Consider the following 18149-nt stretch of genomic DNA (forward strand, 5'->3'; position numbering starts at 1 on the left):
GCGCCGTCGAGGCCGATGGTAGGCGAGGAGGTACCACCCGGGGGCTCGGGGCCGTCAGGGGATCATGACGCAGTGGTTCTCGATGACCCTGCCGCTGCGGTCCAGTCCCCCGCAGACGGCCAGTCGTGGGTACGCCCTGATCTCGCGGTTGACGACGAACCGCCACCTCGACACGCCGGCTTTGCTCCCCCGGTAGTCCCCCACGAAGGTGCGCAGGGTTCCCGTGAGCCCGTCCCTGGTCGTGACGGTGATGTCCTGGACGTAGCTCCGCCCCTGGTAGGCGGTGGCCACGCAGATGTAGCTGCCGCAGGTGGACTTGACGGCGGCGCTGGCGGGTGGAGCGGTCGCCAGTCCCAGGGCGAGCGCCATGCCTGAGGCGGCCACGACGGTTGCCGCCCGCCGGCTGTTCGCGCGCACGGGCCGGGTCGTCTTCGAGCGTAAGAGCGTCATGCTGCCTCACTGTCATGGGCGGTGCCGGTGGTCGCAACGGCCGGGGGCGGGTGCGTGGGCGGAGAGGGGAGGCGCACGGGAGCGGGGGCGGTCAGCGACCGTGGCGGGTGGAGCGGTGGTGCGCCGGGTGGGGACCATGTGCGCCCGGGTGTACGCGATCGCCCCCAGGCGCTCGTACGTCCGCGTAACCGTTTCCTGGCGTCCGGTCGGCGGCGCCAACCTCGTCGGTCTGCCCCGTGCGGTGAGCACGGTGAGGTGCCGACCCTTGGTCCGCTGTTCGTTGTGATCCGGAAGCCCGGACGTCAGACGCGGCAGCGCATCTCCCTCGCGAAGACGGCGCGGAAGGCGTGTGGGGGCCGGCCGGTGAGGCGCTGGACGGTGTCGGTGAGGCGGTCCTCGGCCCCCTCGGCGATGGCACGGTCCATGCCGGCCAGCATCTCCGCGAACTCCCCCGGCATCTGTGCCGTGAGACGATCACGCATCTGCTCGTAGGACAGGCGGCGGTGCACCACGGGCCGGCCGGTGACCTCGGTGGCGATCGCGGCGATGTCGTCGTGGCTGAACGCCTCGGGTCCGGTGAGGACGAGGTCGGTGTTGGGGGCCTGCCCGTCGGTCAGCGACCGGGCGGCGACCGCCGCGATGTCCTCGGCGTCGACGAAGCCGACCCGGCCGTCGTCGGCGGCGGTCCAGATGGTGCCGTCGTCGCGGATGCCACGGGCGTGCAGGTGCGTGCCGGTGAAGTTCTGCATGAACCAGGAGGGCCGCAGTACCGCCCACTGACCGAAGATGCCGGGCAGGGCCTGGTGCACCGTTCCCACTGCCGGGCCGCCCGCGGGGATGGCCGAGGAGCTGAGCAGCACCGCACGGTGCACTCCGGCGGCGCGGGCCCGATGGAGGAACGGCAGCATGATCGCCGCTGGGTCGGGGTCGCCCACGGGCGGTACGAGATAGACACGGTCGACGCCGTCGAGGGCGGCCGCGTGGGTGGCGGGGGCGTACCAGTCGAAGAGGACCGGCTCGGCGCCGGCGACAGGGGTGGCGCGGCGACTGGCGGCCTTGACGCGGTGGCCCGCGGCCGTCAGCCGGGCGGCGGTGCGGCTTCCGGTGGTGCCGGTGGCGCCGATGACCAGAGTGGTGCGGGCGGTGGTCATCGGCTGCTCCCGGTGAAGTCGGCGCCGGGCTCCTGGAGGGCGAGGGGGTTCCAGTAGTCGCGGTACTCGGTGATGCGCCCGTCCTCGACGGTCACGACGGCGACGTACGTCATGTCGAAGGGGGCACCGCTCTTCACCAGTCGGCCGACGCCGCGCATCTCGGCCACGATGGTCCCCGGATCGGTGGTCCGGTGGATCCGCAGGTCGGGGAAGTCATGCAGATCGATGTGGTCGGGGTAGGGGCGCATGTACGCGGCGATCGCCTCCCTCCCCTCCAGACGCCGGGGCCGGCCGGCGGGGGCGAACGGGAACCGCATGACACCGTCCTCGGCCCAGAGGGCCGTCCACGCGGGAATGTCCTTGTCGAGCAGCAGGCGCAGGCTGTGGCGGAAGAGATCCGCCGGGGAGGTGGCGGTGGGCATGGGTATCCTCCAGGTGGAACAGAATCCGGACCTCGGGTCCACTTAGACGATACGGACCACGGGTCCGTTTCACAACCGGGAGGAGAGGCATGCCCGAACGCCGGTCGTCTCGCAAGGACGCCATCCGCAACCGGGAGGCCGTGCTGGCAGCCGCCGACGCTCTCTTCACCGGGCGCGAGAGTCCCGAGGACGTGACGATGGCCGACGTCGCAGCAGCGGCCGGGGTCGGCAAGGGCACGCTCTTCCGGGCCTTCGGCGACCGCGCCGGGCTGCTCCGCGCGCTGTACGAGGCGCGGCTCGAACCGGTTCGGCAGGCCGTCGAGTCCGGCCCGCCGCCCCTGGGGCCCGCGACCCCGCCCCGCGATCGCGTACCCGCCCTGCTCGATGCCGTCCTGTGCTTCAAGCTCGACAACCGGCGCCTCGCCCTGGCCTTGGAGGAGGGCGGGAGCAGCAGCCCGTACCGGGCGGAGCACTACGAGCGGTGGCACAGCCTGCTCCGGGCCGTACTGGAGCAGATCCCGGGCCTGACCGACAGCGACTTCACCGCCCACGCCCTGCTCTCCGCCACGCGAGCCGACCTCGTCGAGCACCTGGCCGGGGAGGAGCGCATCCCTCAGGACCGCATCCGGGGGCAGTTGGCCCACTTCGTCACCAGGGTCCTGGCCTCCGGCTCACCGGAGAGGCCGGCCGCCGAGGAGTGAGCCGGGCTCGGCCGGGCCCTGCCGGCGAGCCTTCCCGCCACGGACGGGCCCTGGCCGGCGAGCCTTCCCACCACGGCCGGGCCCAGCCTTCCCGCAGCGGCCGGGCCGGTGCCGCGCGCGGCGGCAGGCTCGAGGGCCGGGCCCGCCCCCGTCAGGGGATCCGGCGTGCGGGCAGCGCAAGCACGTACATCACGTACTCGAGGGGTCCGCGCCGGAAGAAGCGGGTCCAGAGAGTGGCGAAGAGGAGTGTCGCGGCGACGTACCAGAGGAGGGCCGGCAGTGCGGCGGAGTCCGGGAGGTCCCGGGTGTCCAGTGCTTCGATGGCCACGATGTGCCCGACGTACGCCGTCAGCGCGATGGATCCCACCGCGCTGACGGGGGTCGTGATCCAGCGCAGGAGGGCCCACCGGCCCGCCCACCAGCTGGTCCCGAGGAGGCAGCCGGCCAGCACTGCCAGGGCGACGCCGGTGTTGCCCACGATGGACAGAGTCGTCTGGCTGTGCGGGGAGGCGACGAGGAGCCAGGCCGGGATGCCGGGCTCGGGGTTCGATCCCACGGCACCGGACCACCAGGCGGGGGCGGCTGCTCCGGTGGTCGACGCCTCGCGTACGCCCTCCAGGGCTCCCGGGACGAAGTGGAGGGCCAGCCATGACCCGCCGTACCCGATGACGGCCAGCGCGACACCGGCCAGTCCTACCCGGCCGACGGTACGGGGGCGCCGCAGGTCCAGTTTGGCCACCGCCATCCCCGCGACGACGAACGGCAGCCAGGTGGGGACCGGATAGGCACCGGTGATGAGGAGCTCGACGACACCGCCCGAGGCGGTGAGGCGGGCCAGTGGATCATGGGCGGCGACCGTGTCCGGCCATCCGCCGCCGGCGGCCGCCTCGCGCAGCAGGTAGAGCACCTGCGGCATGACGAGCGCCAGTGCGGCGGCGAGGGTGGCCAGAGTGACCGCCCTGAGCCGATGCAGTGGGAGGGCGAGCAGGAACAGGACTCCGTAGAAGGAGAGGATGACGAGGACGTCGTCGGTGTACGCGGCGAGGGCGTAGCCCAGGGCGATCAGGAAGACGGAGCGGATCAGGACTCTGCCCACCGCTTGGCGGCCGGGGCGTCCGGTCTTGGGCCGGGGCCGGCCGGTGAGGATGACCAGCGAGAAGCCTGCCAGGACCGCGAACAGGGCTGCCGAGCGGCCTCGGGCGGCCTCCATGGCCCACCCGATGGCTCCGCCCGTGGACGGATCGGGTCCGATGTGGGCGGTGTACATGCCCAGGATCGCGAGTCCCCGGGCCAGGTCCAGGCCGACCAGCCGTCCGGTGGGCGAGGGCGGGGGCGACGCCCCGGGAGGCGGCCCGGCCGGTGTGGGGGTCTCGGGGGCGGCGTCCGGTGACGCGTCGCGCCTCATATGTTCCACGGTCGGGCGGAGTGTCGGGTTCCGCCATCCGGCGGATGGGCACTGGGCGCCGCTCGGTCGGTGCGGTGCGGTGCGGATCTGTGGTTGTCCGGTGATGGGTCCGGCGGCTGGCGGCTGGGCGGCTGGGCCCCGGAGCGTGCGGGGGTGCCCTTGCCCGGGTGCCGGGGCCGTTGGTACGGATCCGGGTGCCATGGCTCGTTGGTACGGATCCGGGTGCCACGGCCCGTTCGTACGGCCCGGGTGCCATGGCCCGTTCGTACGGTCCGGGTGCCAAACGGCCCGGGTGTGCCACCGTCCGGCGGGGCGCCGTCCCGGACCGGACGGCACGGCGGCGCGACAGGCGGCAGGGCACGGGCTTCAATGCCGCCATGGATGGTGAGGCTCACCGCAGGCGCCGGAGTGCCCTGCGGGCCGCGCGACAGGCCGGCCGGCGGTCCCCGGAGACGGTCCGGCGGCTCAGGAAGAGCCGGGCGGGCAGGCTGTGGGACGGGATGTGGGGCCGGCTCACGGAGGCCGAGTTCTTCGACCACGCGCTGCAGCTGGCCGCGCTCGCGCTGCTGTGCTTCTTCCCGGTGCTGATCGTCCTCACGGAAGCGGCGGGGCGGGACACCGCGACGGTCGTCGTGCGGTGGCTGGGACTCAGCCACGAGGCCGCCCAGGCGGTGGCCTCGCTGTTCGTCCCCGGACCGGGATCGAACACGGTGACGGTGGTGAGCGGGTTCTTCATGGCGCTGGGTGCCATTGCCGTGGCGGGCACCCTGCAGAGCTGGTACCGGGCGCTCTTCGAGGTGTCCCGGCGCGGCTGGCGCGATGTCGTCGTCCAAGTGGTGTGGCTCGTGTGCCTGCTCGTCTTCGCCGCCGCTCAGGCCGCCCTCGGCCGCGTGACCGGAGCGCTCCCCCTGCGGGGCGTGGCGGGCTTCCTGTGGTCGGTCGCCTTCTGGTGGGGCAGCATCTGGGTGCTGCTGGGCGGCGCGGTGCGGTGGCGCGCGCTGCTGCCGGCGGCGCTGGTGACCAGTGTGTGCTGGACGGGCCTGGGTCTGTTCTCCGCCCGGTTCTTCTCGGAGTCGATCGTGGCGAACGAGCAGCGGTACGGCCCGGTGGGTGTCGTCATGATCATTATTTCCTGGCTGGTGGCGGTGGGTGTCGTCATCCACCTGGGGTCGGTGATCGGTCGCATGATCACCGAGCGCCTGGGCACACCGCTCGTCCGCGACACACACCCCGCCGGGGCGGACAACGGCTGACCCCGGGCGGTGGGCATGACAGCCCGGGCGTGATCCGCTGACCGATCCGTACGTGGGCACGGTGCGCCGCGCCTCAGCGGCCGGACCGTCCCCATCGCGTTCAATCGCATGTCATTGCAACACACCATTGCGTTCGCTCGCAGCACCATTGCTCCAAATACAGCTCTCTCACCAGCATTTATCAGATTCACACATTGAGAAACCCTCGAACGCAACGTAGCTTTCCAGTAGTCAGAAACACGAAGCGCGGCGAGAAGAGGACACCATGACCGACTCCGTTCACACCGTCAGCGCCCTGCCGACAGCCCGCCGGTCCGGCTGCCCGTTCGCCCCGCCCGCCGAGCTGCTCGAGGCCCGGGAGCACGGGCCGATCAGCCGGTACACCCACGTCGGCGGCCGGCCCGGGTGGCTGGTCACGGGGTACGACCTGGTCAGGTCCGTCCTGGCCGACCCGCGGTTCAGCTCGCGCAAGGAGCTGCTGAACGTGGGCGACTTCGAGGTGCCCCCCGCGCCACCCGGGGAGTTCCTCCTGATGGACGACCCCGAGCACCGGCGCTACCGCAAGCCGCTGATGGGCAAGTTCACGGTACGGCGCATGCGCCAGCTCACCGAGCGGGTGGGGCAGATCACCGGCGACTGTCTCGACGCCATGGAGAAGGCGGGCCCGCCCGCCGATCTGGTGGCAGTGTTCGCCAAGCCGATCCCGAGCATCATCATCTGCGAGCTGCTGGGCGTGCCGTACGAGGACCGCGGTTCCTTCCAGGAGCAGATCGACACCTTCCTCGGCGGGGAGACCAGCGACGAGGACCTGATCGCGGCCTACACCGCGACGCAGCAGTACCTGGCGGAGCTGGTCGCCGCCAAGCGCGCCCGCCCCACCGACGACGTACTCAGCGACCTCATGGACACCGACCTGTCCGACGAGGAGCTGAAGGGCATCGCGCTGATCCTGCTGGCGGCCGGGTTCGACACCACCGCCAACATGCTGGCTCTCGGCACCTTCGCCCTGCTGCGCAACCCCGACCAGCTGGCTTTGCTGCGCTCGGACCCCACGCTCACCGACTCGGCGGTGGAGGAGCTGCTGCGCTACCTGAGCGTCGCCAAGACGTTCATGCGGACGGCCCTGGTGGACGTCGAACTGGGCGGGCAGACCATCGCGGCCGGCACCACCGTCGTCCTGTCGTACAACACCGCCAACCGCGACCCCGAGCGCTTCGCCGACCCCCATGCGCTGGACCTCCGCCGGCAGAACGGCGGGCACCTGGCGTTCGGCCACGGCATCCACCAGTGCCTCGGTCAGCAGCTGGCCCGCGTGGAGATGCGGGTGGCCCTGCCCGCCCTGCTCGACCGCTTCCCCACGCTGCGCCTGGCGGTACCCGCCGACGACGTCGCCCTCCGCCCGGAGAGCGCGGACATCTACGGGGTGAAGAGCCTCCCGGTCGCCTGGGACGTGTGACCGCACCCCGTTCGGCCGGCCAGGCCCAACTCCCTTACGCCACGCGGTAGAGGCGCTACTCAGCGCCGCTGAACCAGCCCCCGAGACCGTGTACGCACGGTGAAACGCGCCCGACGGTGAGTCGTCCCAGGACGGCCCGTCGGGCGCTTCCTTGTGACGCCACCCATAGGAGCCAGGTCACGTATGAAAGGCGGTAGTACTCAGCGGTTCCCCCGATCCCCCGCACAGTGGGCTGCGGACGGCCGGCCGGGGGGCCGGCTATGCCTCCGGGTAGTACGTCACATGCTTGCACCGGGCCAGAACCGCCCCTAACCATGGCTGTCGTTGCCGGGAGCCCCGACGGGCCGCAGCGGACAAGCGACACACCTCCGCCCCGGTTCACCGCACGGAGACCTCTCCGTCCGCCGCCCGCATCCGGCCGGCACGTCCATGTCGTCCCACAAGGGAGTTACTCGCGTATGACCGCCTCCACCCACACCACCAGCCGTATCGCCCGACTCCGCAAGTTCTCCGTCGCAGGCATTGCCACCGCGGGCGCGGCCGCCGCAATGCTCACTGTGGCTCCCTCGCCCGCCCAGGCGGCACCGGTGTCGGCGAACGTCACGGCGGTGTCGGCGGCGGACGCCCCGGCGGCCAAGAAGGCCGCGCAGGCCAAGGCCGAGACTGCTGCCAAGGCCACCAAGGCGAAGGCGGCGAAGGCCAAGCCCGCCAAGGCGAAGAAGCAGTACGCCGACAACCTCGACGGCTGGATCAAGGAAGCCCTCGACATCATGAAGGCCAAGGGCATCCCCGGCAGCTACGAGGGCCTGCACCGCAACATCATGCGTGAGTCCTCCGGCAACCCGAACGCCCAGAACAACTGGGACGTGAACGCGCAGAACGGCACGCCGTCGAAGGGCCTGCTCCAGGTCATCCAGCCGACGTTCGACGCGTACCACGTCGCCGGTACGCCGCACAAGCTGACCGACCCGGTCGCCAACATCACCGCGGCCGCCAACTACGCCGCCGACAAGTACGGTTCGATCGACAACGTCGACTCCGCCTACTGATCGGCGGGAATGCGCGGGGACAGTTTCCCCCTCCGCCGCGATGACGCGCGAGGGCCTTGACCGCGAGGCCTTCCGGCATCGGCAGGGCCCGGTCCACGACCGGGCCCTGCGGCGTTCTCAGCCGCGGTACTCGGCTCAGCTGTGGTACTCGGCCCTGGTGACGTCCTTCACCAGGGTCCAGTCGCCCCCCTTCTTCTCGAAGACGTAGACGTACATCCCCGCGTACGGCAGGTCCGGCCGGCGGTCGGCGCCGGCGCGGTCGGTGGTGTACGGCGTGGTGATCTCCTGGAGCCACGCCTTGGCGCGCCCCTCCCCCATCTCCACCCGGTTCAGCGTGACCTTCGCCCGGGCATCGCTCCACACGCGCCCGGCGGCGGGCGGGTGCCGCCGCCACTCGGCGTTCTTCTGGTCGGCCCTGCCCTGGAGAATGGCCTGGGCGGCCACCCTGAGCGACTCCCGCTCGGCGTCCTGGGCCGCCTTCTCGCGCCGTTCCTGGACGACGAACAGCGTCACCGCGACGGCGACGGCGACCGCGGCGGCCACGGCCGCGAGCACCCATCTGCTGATCTTGCTCATGATCCCCCCTGCGGTTTTCCGGAAGCGCAGCGTACGCGATCATGGGGCGGTTGAGCAGGGGGTGCCGGGCGCGGGGAGCCGAGGACTGACCGGGGACGTCAGGCGGTCCGTTCCACGGTGATCCGCGGGGACAGTGCCCGCAGGAAGTCGGCCGCATCGAAGAGCTTGCCCGCGGAGACGACGCCGACCGCGCGCGCGTCCGTCGAGTACGCGGGTGAGCGCCTCGACCACGAGGGGCGCGGTGACGGCGTAGATGTCCTGGCCGCGGGCCACGGCACGGCGCTCCTCGCCACCGGAGCGTACGACGACGTCGACCAGGAACGTCTGCGCGGACCGGCCCCGGTCGTCGACCGCCGCCGGGGCCGGCGAGTCCGGGGCCACGACGTCCCGGGCCGCCTCCACGGTCATATAGGTGCGTACCTCGGGGATGGTGAGGTGGCTGGGCACGGTCACGACGTCGGCCATGGTGAACTCGCCGATGACGGCCCGGGTGCCCAACGGGTCCGGGAAGGTCCACTCCAGCGTCGGCGGGGCGTCGTCCCGGTGCTCCAGCCGCCCCTTGGTGTAGCGGATCCGCCTCCCGTTCCGCCGTTCCCGCGAGACCGCGCCCGCGGACCGGGTCCCGGCGGTGGGGTGCCAGTGGTCGAGGCCGTACGCGACATGTGCCTCGTCGGCCGTGGTCCAGTCGCCCATCGCCGCGGTGACCAGCAGGTCGCCGAACCCGCCGAAGAAGGCCATGGCCGGGACCACCACCGCGCCGGCCCGCTCCGCCCGGTCGGCGAAGCGCTCGAAGGTGTCGAGGTTCGCCTCGATCTCGGCCGCCACGTCCAGGTAGGGGATGCCCGCACGCAGGGCCGCCTCGATCACGGGGGCGGCGGTCCCGGCGAACGGACCGGCGCAGTTGATCACCGCTGCCGTACCGGCCAGCGCGCGGTCGAGCGCGTCCGCGTCGTCCACCGCCGCCGGGCGGGCCTCCAGTCCGGTCTCGTACGCCAGCGTCTTCAGCTTCCCGGCGTCCCGCCCGACGAGTACGGGGACGAAACCGCGCTCCGTCAGCTCCGCCACCACGAACCGTCCGGTGTGCCCGTACGCGCCGACCACCGCGACCGCCTTGTCGGTACCCATGTGTGCTCCCGCTCCCCAGTGCTGGTGTCTGCTCGATGCTGGCTGTCCGCTGTTCTTCGTCACGGACATCCTGGTCGCGGGCGGTCCGCCTCGGCGAGTGTCGGGAACGACACGCCTCGTACACTTCCGGACATGACCTCCGTCGCACTGGCCGTCACCGACGGCATGCTGCACTTCGAACTGGCGCTGGCGTGCGAGGTGTTCGGGTCCTCCATGCCCACCGGGGCCGAGTCCTGGTACCGCTTCTCGGTGTGCGGGCCGGGCCCGGTGCCCTTCGGGCGCTTCAGCTTGGAGCCCGAGCACGGGCTCGCCCACCTCCCGTACGCGGACACGGTGATCGTCCCGGGCTGGGCCGACGTCGACGAGGAGCCGCCCGCCGAGCTGGTCGACGCGGTCCGGGCCGCCCACGAGGCGGGCGCGCGTGTGGCCTCCCTGTGCACCGGTGCTTTCGTCCTGGCCGCGGCCGGCCTGCTGGACGGCAGGCGCGCCACCACGCACTGGGCGCACGCGCGGGAGCTGGCCGAGCGGCATCCGGCCGTGACCGTGGACCCGGACGTGCTGTACGTGGACGGGGGAAGCGTGCTCACCTCCGCGGGCAAGGCCGCCGCGATGGACCTGTGCCTGCACCTCGTCCGCCTCGACCACGGTGCGGCGGTCGCCAACGCGCTCGCCCGGCGGCTGGTCGTCCCGCCCCACCGGGACGGCGGCCAGGCGCAGTTCGTGACCACACCGGTGCCCGCCCCGGCCAACCACCCGCTCGCCACGCTGTTCCCGTGGGCGCTGCGGCGGCTGGACCAGCCGCTGACGGTGGAGGACCTGGCCCGCGAGGCCGGTATGAGCTCACGCCACCTGGGCCGCCACTTCAGGTCGGTGACCGGGACGACACCGTTGCAGTGGCTGCTGGTCCAGCGGATCCGGCGCGCCCAGGAACTGCTGGAGACCACGGACGACACCGTGGACGCCGTCGCGGCGGCCACCGGTATGCGGACGGCCACCACGCTGCGCCGGCACTTCAACCGGACGGTGGGTGTGCCACCGGACGCGTACCGCCGGACGTTCCGCTCGCGCGCGCTGCCGCCCCCTCTGGACGGTGCGGGCCCTCGGCGTCAGGTGTCCTGAGGGCGCGTCTCGCCGGGCGGGGGCGTGCGCCGGGTCAGGGCCCTCGCTTCGGCGAGTTCCGCGTTCGCGGTTTGCTGGGCGTGGCCGAGGAAGTCGTAGGCGTCGTCGCCGACCGGGATGCGCAGCGGGGTGGGGGCGTCGGCGGTGACGATGTCCAGGACGTGCGCCGCGAAGTCCTCGGGGCTTCCGGCGTCGGGGTTGCCCGCGAGGCCGCGGGTGGCTTCGAGCATGGGGGCGTTGGTGGTGTCGTAGGCGGGTACGCGGTGGGCGGCGCGGGCGAGGGAGGTGCCGTAGCGCGTCGCGAAGCCACCCGGCTCGAGCACGGTGACCCGGATGTTGTGCGGGGCCGCTTCGGCGGCCAGGGCCTGGCTCATGCCGTCGAGGGCGTGCTTCCCCGCGACGTAGGCGCCCAGTCCGGGGAAGGCCATCCGGCCGGCGATGGACGAGACGTTGAGGATGTGGCCGTGTCCCTGGGCGCGCATCAGCGGCAGGACCAGGCGGGTCAGCCGCCACGGGCCGACGAGCAGGATGTCGAGCTGGTCGCGCAGTTCGGCGTCCGAGACCTCCTCGACCGCTCCGAACAGCCCGGCGGCGGCGTTGTTGACGAGGACGTCGATGCCCCCGAGGCGGTCGGCCGCGGTACGGACGGCGTTCTCGCAGGAGGCGGGGTTCCGCAGTTCCAGCGGTACGGGGACGATCCGGCCGGGCCAGGCGGCGGCCAGGTCCTCCAGGTCCGCGCTCTTGCGGGCGGTGACGGCCAGGAGGTCACCGGCCCGGGCCGCCGCGGACGCCAGCGCGTACCCGAGGCCGGACGAGCACCCCGTGATCAGCCATCGTCTTCGCATCATGGGCTCCTTCTCGTGTCGCTGCGTCGCAGTGTCGCTGTGTCGCTGTGTCGTCGTGTTGCTGTGTCGCGCATGGTCCTGGCGGGGACTGCGCCCGGCCATCCCCTCCGCAGGGGCGTACGGGGGCGCTGGGGCGCATCCCGGCGCGTGCCCGGCGCACGCGGTCGTACGACCCGCCCGGTCGGCCGGCCCGGTCGGCCGGCCGGCCCGGTCGGCCGGCCGGCCCGACCGGAACGGGCACAGGATGTCGGGTCCGAGAGGGTGGACCCTTCATAGCGTGGTGGGCGTAAGGGAAGGAGAGCGCGGTGCTCGAAGGGCTGAACGAGGCCATGGAACACATCGAGCGTCATCTGGACGCGCGGGTCGAGGTGGCCGACCTGGCCCGGATCGCGGCGACGTCGGAGTACCACTTCCGGCGGTTGTTCTCGGCACTGGCCGGGATGCCTCTGTCGGAGTACGTCCGACGCAGGCGGCTCACGGTCGCGGGGGCCGAGGTGCTCTCGGGCGACCGGACGCTGCTGGATGTCGCCGTGCGCTACGGCTACTCGTCGGGCGAGGCGTTCGCACGGGCGTTCCGCGCGATGCACGGCGTCGGGCCGGGTGAGGCCAGGCGGTCCGGTGCCGCGTTGCGGTCCCAGCCGCGGCTCTCCTTCCGCCTCACTGTCGAAGGGAGTAACCCGGTGCGCTATCGGGTCGTGGAGAAAGAGCAGTTCAAGGTGGTCGGGAAGAAGGTGAGCGTGCCGCTCGTCCACGAGGGGATGAATCCCGCGATCGCCGACTTCATCAGGGGCATCGGGAAGGAGACGACGGAGCGGATGCGGGTGCTGTCCGACCAGGATCCGGAGGGCATCGTGGGGGTGAGTGTGAACCTCGACCCGAGCCGGGCCGAGGGCACGCAACTGGACTACTACCACGGGGTGGTGACAGGGGCGGACACGCCCGCGGATCTGGAAGAACTGCCGGTCGACGCGGGGCTGTGGGCCGTGTTCGACAGCTCCGGACCGTTCCCGCACACGCTCCAGTACCTGTGGCGCGACGTGTTCACCCAGTGGTTCCCGTCCAACCCGTACCGGAGCAGGCCCGGTCCCGAGATCCTTCGCACCCGTCTTTCGCCGGACGGTACGGAGGCGGATGCCGAACTGTGGATCCCGGTGGAGCGGACCGCCACCGTCTGAGGTCCGGCGGCGGCCAGGTCGCGCCGCCCCTCGCCGTCCCCTGTCCCGACGGGCGCCGGTCCGCCCTCCCGTGCCGACGGTCCGTCCAGGAGCATCCCGAACGGACCGTACGGGACGTCCCAGGCGGGTCCGCCCAGGAGCGTCCCGGACGGACCGTACGGGACGTCCCAGGCGGGCCCGCCCGGGGGCGTCCTGAACGGGTCGGTCAGTCGCGGCCTCCTCGCTCACCGTCCAGCGCCCGGAGGCTCGCGCCACTGGACAGGCGGGCCGTGAGAGGGGCGGGCGCGGCGCCCGGTGGCAGCGGGACGGACAGCGTCCGGCCGGGCCGGGTGCGACCGGCGGCCCCCTCACCCCCGTCGTCTCCCGCCGCCGGTCCGGCGACCGTGATGGCGGTGACATGCCGACTGCCCGCGGCCAGGTGGTAGCGCTGCCCCGAGGGTGTGCGCCACACCGTGCCGGCCAGGATGTGCTGGCCGAAGCGGCCGCAGGCGGCGGTGGCGCGGACGTCGACCACGGGGACGGGGCGCCCGGACGGGGGCTGGAGGGTGACCTGGATGTCGCCCTGGCCGGTCCAGCGGGTGAGCCGGGTGCAGGACCACACGGCCCGGCCGCCGTTCTCGGGGAGGGTGCCGGTGGCGAAGTCCCAGAGGTTGACGGCTCGTACGGCTCCCTCGGGCACCTTGTCGAGCAGGCAGGTTCCCTTGGCCCAGCGGGCGAGCGCGGTCGTGCCGGTGGCCTCGCGGGGCTGGCGCGCATGGGGCACACCGGCGCCGCCGGGCAGCGGGGTGTAGGTGAGGTGCGCGGGGAGCAGCCCGCCGAGGTCGGCGATCAGGAAGCTGTGCTTCTCGACGATCCGGGCCGACGAGGCCACCTCCAGGACGGGCGGGGCGGCGCAGGTGCCGGCCGTGGCTCCGTCCGGCGGTGGGGTCCCCCTCCGGGGTACGGAGGTGGTGACCGTACCGTCGGCGCCGACGCGCACCGGGTCGGCCGGGGTGCCGGGGACGGCGAGGTCGCGGCGCGCGGCGGTGGCGATCCACGGGGCGAGCAGATGCCGCGCCGTACCGTCCGGGCTCCGGGCGAGGGTGACGGCGGCCGCGGTGGTGACGCCGGCGTCGTCCACGCGCGCGAGGTCCAGCCGGCTCCGGCCGTCTCCGGTGCTCTCCGTGTACCGCGCCAACCGGTCTCCGTCCAGCAGGACCACGACGGTGGGGGCGGCGCCTGTCGTGTCGCCGGTGCCGAGGGTGCCCGCGTAGAGCAGATGGGGCCGGCCCTGCGGTGGTGCGTCCGACGTGGCGGGCGCGGTGGTGACGGTGGTGTCGCGCGAGGCGGGGTCGGCCCAGGAGGCGAGGGCGCGGGTCAGCAGGGCGCGGTCGGTGGTACGGCCGCCTCGCGCGGGCCAGACGGTGAAGTCCACCCGCCCGGTGTCGGACCATGCCTGGCCGTCGACGCGGACGAGTCGGGCGGCCGCGGCTTCGGCGGCCGGGGGCCCGGAGCGGCCGGCGATGGTGCTGCCGGTCCCGTCGCCGGGGGTCGCTCGCAGGAGGTGGCCGGCCGGCAGCGCCAGGAGCAGCAGCGCGCCGGCGGCGACGGCGGCACGGATGCGGCCCCGGCGGCGGATGAGGTCGGTGGGGCGGCTGCTGAGGGTGGCTCCGTGGAAGATCGCCGCCGTGTCGGAGAGGGCCCCCTGCTGGTCGGTCCCCTCGGGCACGACGCGCGACGCGGCTCGGACCGCGGCTGCGGCGTCTGTCGTCCCCGCACGGGCGAGGACGTCCTCGGCGGTCTCGGCGGGCAGGCCCTCCAGCCGGCACAGGGCGTACGCCGCGCGGGCGCTCGGGGGCAGTTCGGCCAGCGTACGAGCCGTGTCGTCGAGCCGCTCGTCGGCCGGCCACACGCGGAGCCCGTACACCCGGGGCAGCAGGGGTGAACGCGAACCCCGGGCCGCCTGCCGTACGACCTCGGCGAACACGGCGACCGTCGGGTCCGCGCCCCCGGCGGCGGCGCGCCCGGCCGGTCTCAGCGACCGCTGGACGGCGCGGTGGGCGGCGAGCACCCGGTGGTGCCGGTCCAGGGTGTCGGGGAGTACGAGGTAGGCCAGGCGCACCAGGCCCGGGTACCGCTGGACGATGATGCCCTCGGCCAGCCGCAGCGAGGCGCCGATGGCTCTGCTGAGTCTCACACCCGCGTCAACGAGGTGATCATGCAATGGTCACATCCGGTTGTCCTGACCGGTACGACGGCGTGCCGGATTGCGCCGACGCGGCCCGGCATCCCGGGCGGCGGCCGGAAGGCTCGCTGTGGCGCGGGCGGGGCTGTGGCGCGGGTGACGCTGTGGCGCGGGCGACGCCGTGGCGCGGGCGGCGCTGTGGCGCGGGCGGGGCTGCCGCGCGGATCGGAGGGTGGCGGACGGTATCCGGGGCGCGAGAGGGTCGGGACATGACGGACTCAACAGCGGTACGGATCAACGCCCTCATCCTCGACGCGAGCGATCCCGAGCGGCTGGCGGCCTTCTGGTCGGCGGTGCTCGGCAGGCCGGTGGTGGGCCGGACGGGCCCGTACGTCTGGCTGCGGCGCGAGAACGGCCTGGGGATGGGCTTCCAGCGGACCACTCGGCCGACCCCGGGGAAGAACCGGCTGCACTTCGACGTCTCGTCGCCCGATCCGGCCGCCGAGCAGCGGCGGATCGAGTCCCTCGGCGGCAGCCGGCTGGAGGAGTACGACGAGGGCGGGTTCCTGGTGATGGCGGATCCGGAGGGCAACGAGTTCTGTGTGATCCCCGAGGGCCCCCTCGGTCTGGACGACGACGGACGGGCCCACTACCTGATCTGAGCCTGACCGGAGCGCCGGTCTTCGTGTCCTGGCCGAGCAGCGGCTCAGTCGTCGGTCGCGGCCCTCACGGAGTCCGGGTGGTCGGGGTCGTGCTCGGCGGTGGGCAGGGCGCTGTGCCCCTCGGACCAGGCATTGACCCAGCCGCACACCCCGCACGCGTACCGGCCGTCGAGGCCGGACACCTGGGCCCCGCACGCCCGGCACTCCGTCGTCGTGATCTCGGGCGTCTCCGTGATGTGTACGGTCATGTCCGGCTCCTGTTCCGGCGGCCACCTGTTACCCACCGGCCGAGCCTAACGGTGCGGGTGCCGCCGCCGACCAGCCGCATCCCTGGGCGCACGTCCAGCCCGAGCCCTGTTGCAGCGCGGGGGCGCCGCAGCGTTGGCAGTTCATACCGGTTTCCTCCTCGTGGCCAGGGCATGGCTACCCCGGTGGACCCTCCGGTAGCCCTGCCGGCGTGGGCGTCGACGCGCGAATCCGGATGCGAGGAGCCGGCCGCGACGGCTAACGTGCGGGTCATGTCGAGCCCCGAGTCGGACGAGGTGGGGGCTGCCGGTCACGCCGTCAGCCCCCTGAACCCCCGAGCCCTGAGTCTCCGAGTCGGTCTCTGATCTCTGAGTCTCTGAGTCTCACCACTGAGTGCACGGCCCGGCCCTGGCGCTGCCGCCCTTCCCGCGGCCGTCCGGTGGGCCCGTGAGGGGTGCTGACCGCGGTGACGAGATGCGTATCCGTACGTACCCTCACCTCGGAGTAACTCGATGCCTCTTGCGCTGTATCCGCTTGCCCTGGCCGTCTTCGCCATGGGCACCTCGGAGTTCATGCTCGCCGGTCTCGTACCGGACCTGGCCCCGGAGCTCGACGTCACCGTCGGGACCGCGGGCACCCTCACCTCGGCCTTCGCGATCGGCATGATGGTTGGGGCCCCGTTCGTGGCGGGGCTCACGCGCGCGTGGCGGCGGCGGCCGAGCCTCTTCGGGTTCGTCCTGCTGTTCATGGCGGCCCATGCGGTGGCCGCGACCACGTCCAGCTTCACCGTGCTGTTCGCGACCCGGGTGGTGGCGGCGCTCGCGAACGCCGGGTTCCTCGCGACGGCCCTGACCGCAGCCGTCGACCTGGTTCCTCGCGGGCGGCGGGGGCGCGCGGTCGCCGTGCTGCTGTCGGGCACCACCCTGGCCATGGTCGCGGGCGTCCCCGGGGGCGCGGTGGTCGGGGCGCTGCTCGGCTGGCGGGCGACGTTCTGGGCGGTCGCCGCTCTCTGTGTGCCCGCCGCCCTCGGCGTCCTCGCCGGCCTGCCCCCGGGTCGCGGGGAGGCGCGGGGTGCCGAAGGGCCGTCTCTGCGGGACGAGATCGCGCTGCTGGCGCGGCCCCGCCTGCTCGTGGCGATGCTGCTCGGCGCGCTGGTGAACGCGGCCACCTTCGCCGGTCTCACCTTCCTCGCCCCCGTGGTGACCGAGGCCGCCGGTCTGGGAGAGCTGTGGGTCCCGGTCGCGCTGGTGCTGTTCGGCGTGGGGTCGTTCGCCGGTGTCACGGCCGCGGGGAGGCTGTCCGACCGCCGTCCGGGCCGGGTGGTCGCGGTCGGCGGTCCCCTCCTCCTCGCCGGGTGGGCGTCCCTCGCCGTGTTCGCCGACGAACCGGTGGCCCTGCTGATCCTGGTGTGCCTCCAGGGAGTTCTGTCGTTCGGAGTGGGCAGCATGCTCATCACACGAGTGCTGTACGAGGCGGCCGGCGCGCCCACGATGGCCGGCGCGTACGCGACCGCCGCGCTCAATACCGGTGCGGTCACCGGTCCGCTCGTCGCCGCGGCCGCGCTCGGCACCGCGGCGGGTCCGCTGGGCCCGTTCTGGGTGGGTGCCGCACTGGTGGCGCTGGCGCTGCTGGTCACCGCCTGCGCCGCCGGGTCGGTGCGCGCTCCCTGAACGGGCGCCGCCCGTGCACCCGGTGCGCGCGCCGGGGCCGTAACGGGACCGGATCCCGGCACGTTGACCGAGTTCGGGGGCGGGCGCCGGGGCCCGGGCCCCGGCCTCGTACAACTCGGCGTCAGGAGACGTGACATGCATCGGGACAAGGCCCCCACCGTGTGGCTCCCGCCGGAGGAGTACGCCGCGACCATCCCCAAGGCCACGACCTTCGCCTGCGTCTACTTCACCGACGAGGACGACCGGCCGCTCCAGCTGCACTCCGTCTACTCGCCCGCCCATCCGTGGCAGTTGGCGGGCGGCACCATGGACGCGGGTGAGCGCCCGTGGCAGACGGCCGTCCGCGAGTGTCAGGAGGAGACGGGGCTGACTCCGCCCGGTCCGCCGCGGCTCCTGGCGGCGGTGTTCGGGCTGCCCGGCACCGAGTGGCCGTACAACACCATGGGGCTGGTCTTCGACGGAGGCCGGCTGACGGAGGAGCAGATCCGCGGGGTCACCGTGGACCCGGACGAGCACGACGACGCCCGTGTCCTGCCCCTCGACGCGTGGCGCCTCCTGATGCCACCACGTGACTTCACGCGTCTGAGCGCCGTCGCGGAAGCCCGTCGTACCGGAGTGACCGCCTACATCGACACCTGGGACTGGGAAACCGACTGAACGGCGCGGCTCAGGGATCCGGC

Annotated in this window: 17 protein-coding genes and 1 pseudogene; 9 read left to right on the plus strand and 9 right to left on the minus strand. The window is 73.1% G+C overall.

The annotated features are described in order from the left end of the window. Positions 1 to 54 precede the first annotated feature (54 nt). The 3 genes from ACF08D_RS27900 to ACF08D_RS27910 all read right to left on the minus strand — a co-directional run bounded on the left by ACF08D_RS27900 (position 55) and on the right by ACF08D_RS27910 (position 2023). Complete coding sequence (locus tag ACF08D_RS27900) at positions 55 to 450, minus strand: hypothetical protein (protein ID WP_392226423.1); 396 nt, start codon at positions 448 to 450, stop codon at positions 55 to 57. A 302-nt stretch (positions 451 to 752) separates the two neighbouring features. After that, complete coding sequence (locus ACF08D_RS27905; protein WP_392226425.1) at positions 753 to 1601, minus strand: NAD(P)H-binding protein; 849 nt, start codon at positions 1599 to 1601, stop codon at positions 753 to 755. Then, positions 1598 to 2023, minus strand: a complete 426-nt coding sequence (locus tag ACF08D_RS27910) for a nuclear transport factor 2 family protein (RefSeq protein WP_392226426.1) — start codon at positions 2021 to 2023, stop codon at positions 1598 to 1600. The genes ACF08D_RS27905 and ACF08D_RS27910 overlap by 4 nt, the downstream gene beginning before the upstream one ends. An 89-nt stretch (positions 2024 to 2112) precedes the next feature. Between ACF08D_RS27910 and ACF08D_RS27915 the strand changes: the two genes are divergently transcribed. Continuing rightward, a complete protein-coding gene (locus ACF08D_RS27915; protein WP_392226428.1) occupies positions 2113 to 2724 on the plus strand; it encodes a TetR/AcrR family transcriptional regulator in 612 nt (203 codons plus the stop codon). 151 nt (positions 2725 to 2875) lie between these two features. Here the strand turns inward: ACF08D_RS27915 and ACF08D_RS27920 are convergent, their stop codons facing one another. Beyond that, positions 2876 to 4129: a heparan-alpha-glucosaminide N-acetyltransferase domain-containing protein gene (locus ACF08D_RS27920; protein WP_392226430.1), complete on the minus strand. Its 1254-nt coding sequence runs from the start codon at positions 4127 to 4129 to the stop codon at positions 2876 to 2878. A gap of 377 nt (positions 4130 to 4506) precedes the next feature. Here ACF08D_RS27920 and ACF08D_RS27925 point away from each other — a divergent pair, with 377 nt between their 5' ends. From ACF08D_RS27925 to ACF08D_RS27935, 3 genes are all read left to right on the plus strand, one after another. Continuing rightward, complete coding sequence (locus ACF08D_RS27925; protein WP_392226432.1) at positions 4507 to 5382, plus strand: YhjD/YihY/BrkB family envelope integrity protein; 876 nt, start codon at positions 4507 to 4509, stop codon at positions 5380 to 5382. A 265-nt stretch (positions 5383 to 5647) separates the two neighbouring features. Continuing rightward, positions 5648 to 6838, plus strand: coding sequence for a cytochrome P450 (locus ACF08D_RS27930; RefSeq protein ID WP_392226434.1), 1191 nt, complete (start codon positions 5648 to 5650; stop codon positions 6836 to 6838). A gap of 458 nt (positions 6839 to 7296) precedes the next feature. Further along, positions 7297 to 7887 carry a transglycosylase SLT domain-containing protein gene (locus ACF08D_RS27935; protein ID WP_392226435.1) on the plus strand — a complete coding sequence of 197 codons (591 nt, stop codon included), beginning with the start codon at positions 7297 to 7299 and terminating at the stop codon, positions 7885 to 7887. 135 nt (positions 7888 to 8022) lie between these two features. Here the strand turns inward: ACF08D_RS27935 and ACF08D_RS27940 are convergent, their stop codons facing one another. Together ACF08D_RS27940 and ACF08D_RS27945 are read right to left on the minus strand one after the other, a co-directional pair. Then, complete coding sequence (locus ACF08D_RS27940; protein ID WP_392226437.1) at positions 8023 to 8463, minus strand: hypothetical protein; 441 nt, start codon at positions 8461 to 8463, stop codon at positions 8023 to 8025. A gap of 98 nt (positions 8464 to 8561) precedes the next feature. Further along, a pseudogene (locus ACF08D_RS27945) lies at positions 8562 to 9588 on the minus strand (saccharopine dehydrogenase NADP-binding domain-containing protein). Positions 9589 to 9720: 132 nt separating this feature from the next. Here ACF08D_RS27945 and ACF08D_RS27950 point away from each other — a divergent pair. Then, complete coding sequence (locus ACF08D_RS27950) at positions 9721 to 10707, plus strand: helix-turn-helix domain-containing protein (protein ID WP_392226439.1); 987 nt, start codon at positions 9721 to 9723, stop codon at positions 10705 to 10707. On the opposite strand, the gene ACF08D_RS27955 is transcribed toward ACF08D_RS27950, so the two are convergent. Further along, on the minus strand, positions 10695 to 11555 hold the full coding sequence (locus ACF08D_RS27955; RefSeq protein WP_392226441.1) for an SDR family oxidoreductase: 861 nt from the start codon (positions 11553 to 11555) through the stop codon (positions 10695 to 10697). The two genes, ACF08D_RS27950 and ACF08D_RS27955, sit on opposite strands and share 13 nt — an antisense overlap. A 302-nt stretch (positions 11556 to 11857) precedes the next feature. On the opposite strand from ACF08D_RS27955, the gene ACF08D_RS27960 reads away from it, so the two are divergent. Continuing rightward, on the plus strand, positions 11858 to 12727 hold the full coding sequence (locus ACF08D_RS27960; protein WP_392226442.1) for a helix-turn-helix domain-containing protein: 870 nt from the start codon (positions 11858 to 11860) through the stop codon (positions 12725 to 12727). Between the two features lie 205 nt (positions 12728 to 12932). On the opposite strand, the gene ACF08D_RS27965 is transcribed toward ACF08D_RS27960, so the two are convergent. Next, positions 12933 to 14903 (minus strand): hypothetical protein, encoded by a 1971-nt coding sequence (locus tag ACF08D_RS27965; RefSeq protein ID WP_392226443.1) that lies wholly within the window; start codon positions 14901 to 14903, stop codon positions 12933 to 12935. Between the two features lie 257 nt (positions 14904 to 15160). Here ACF08D_RS27965 and ACF08D_RS27970 point away from each other — a divergent pair, with 257 nt between their 5' ends. Then, on the plus strand, positions 15161 to 15553 hold the full coding sequence (locus ACF08D_RS27970) for a VOC family protein (RefSeq protein ID WP_392226445.1): 393 nt from the start codon (positions 15161 to 15163) through the stop codon (positions 15551 to 15553). Between the two features lie 44 nt (positions 15554 to 15597). On the opposite strand, the gene ACF08D_RS27975 is transcribed toward ACF08D_RS27970, so the two are convergent. Next, positions 15598 to 15801 carry a hypothetical protein gene (locus tag ACF08D_RS27975; protein WP_392226447.1) on the minus strand — a complete coding sequence of 68 codons (204 nt, stop codon included), beginning with the start codon at positions 15799 to 15801 and terminating at the stop codon, positions 15598 to 15600. A gap of 510 nt (positions 15802 to 16311) precedes the next feature. Here ACF08D_RS27975 and ACF08D_RS27980 point away from each other — a divergent pair. Together ACF08D_RS27980 and ACF08D_RS27985 are read left to right on the plus strand one after the other, a co-directional pair. Then, positions 16312 to 17469 carry a Cmx/CmrA family chloramphenicol efflux MFS transporter gene (locus tag ACF08D_RS27980; RefSeq protein WP_392226449.1) on the plus strand — a complete coding sequence of 386 codons (1158 nt, stop codon included), beginning with the start codon at positions 16312 to 16314 and terminating at the stop codon, positions 17467 to 17469. A 135-nt stretch (positions 17470 to 17604) separates the two neighbouring features. Then, the gene (locus ACF08D_RS27985) at positions 17605 to 18126 is read left to right on the plus strand and encodes an NUDIX domain-containing protein (protein WP_392226451.1); all 522 of its coding nucleotides are present in this window, start codon (positions 17605 to 17607) and stop codon (positions 18124 to 18126) included. Positions 18127 to 18149 lie beyond the last annotated feature (23 nt).

The sequence above is a fragment of the Streptomyces sp. NPDC015131 genome (assembly GCF_043079975.1).
In the GTDB taxonomy this organism is placed as follows: Bacteria; Actinomycetota; Actinomycetes; order Streptomycetales; family Streptomycetaceae; genus Streptomyces.

Bases quoted from the DNA above. Each gene is read 5' to 3' on its own strand.
- ACF08D_RS27900 (WP_392226423.1), bottom strand. From the start codon at position 450: ATGACGCTCTTACGCTCGAAGACGACCCGGCCCGTGCGCGCGAACAGC.
- ACF08D_RS27905 (WP_392226425.1), bottom strand. From the start codon at position 1,601: ATGACCACCGCCCGCACCACTCTGGTCATCGGCGCCACCGGCACCACC.
- ACF08D_RS27910 (WP_392226426.1), bottom strand. From the start codon at position 2,023: ATGCCCACCGCCACCTCCCCGGCGGATCTCTTCCGCCACAGCCTGCGC.
- ACF08D_RS27915 (WP_392226428.1), top strand. From the start codon at position 2,113: ATGCCCGAACGCCGGTCGTCTCGCAAGGACGCCATCCGCAACCGGGAG.
- ACF08D_RS27920 (WP_392226430.1), bottom strand. From the start codon at position 4,129: ATGAGGCGCGACGCGTCACCGGACGCCGCCCCCGAGACCCCCACACCG.
- ACF08D_RS27925 (WP_392226432.1), top strand. From the start codon at position 4,507: ATGGATGGTGAGGCTCACCGCAGGCGCCGGAGTGCCCTGCGGGCCGCG.
- ACF08D_RS27930 (WP_392226434.1), top strand. From the start codon at position 5,648: ATGACCGACTCCGTTCACACCGTCAGCGCCCTGCCGACAGCCCGCCGG.
- ACF08D_RS27935 (WP_392226435.1), top strand. From the start codon at position 7,297: ATGACCGCCTCCACCCACACCACCAGCCGTATCGCCCGACTCCGCAAG.
- ACF08D_RS27940 (WP_392226437.1), bottom strand. From the start codon at position 8,463: ATGAGCAAGATCAGCAGATGGGTGCTCGCGGCCGTGGCCGCCGCGGTC.
- ACF08D_RS27950 (WP_392226439.1), top strand. From the start codon at position 9,721: ATGACCTCCGTCGCACTGGCCGTCACCGACGGCATGCTGCACTTCGAA.
- ACF08D_RS27955 (WP_392226441.1), bottom strand. From the start codon at position 11,555: ATGATGCGAAGACGATGGCTGATCACGGGGTGCTCGTCCGGCCTCGGG.
- ACF08D_RS27970 (WP_392226445.1), top strand. From the start codon at position 15,161: ATGACGGACTCAACAGCGGTACGGATCAACGCCCTCATCCTCGACGCG.
- ACF08D_RS27975 (WP_392226447.1), bottom strand. From the start codon at position 15,801: ATGACCGTACACATCACGGAGACGCCCGAGATCACGACGACGGAGTGC.
- ACF08D_RS27980 (WP_392226449.1), top strand. From the start codon at position 16,312: ATGCCTCTTGCGCTGTATCCGCTTGCCCTGGCCGTCTTCGCCATGGGC.
- ACF08D_RS27985 (WP_392226451.1), top strand. From the start codon at position 17,605: ATGCATCGGGACAAGGCCCCCACCGTGTGGCTCCCGCCGGAGGAGTAC.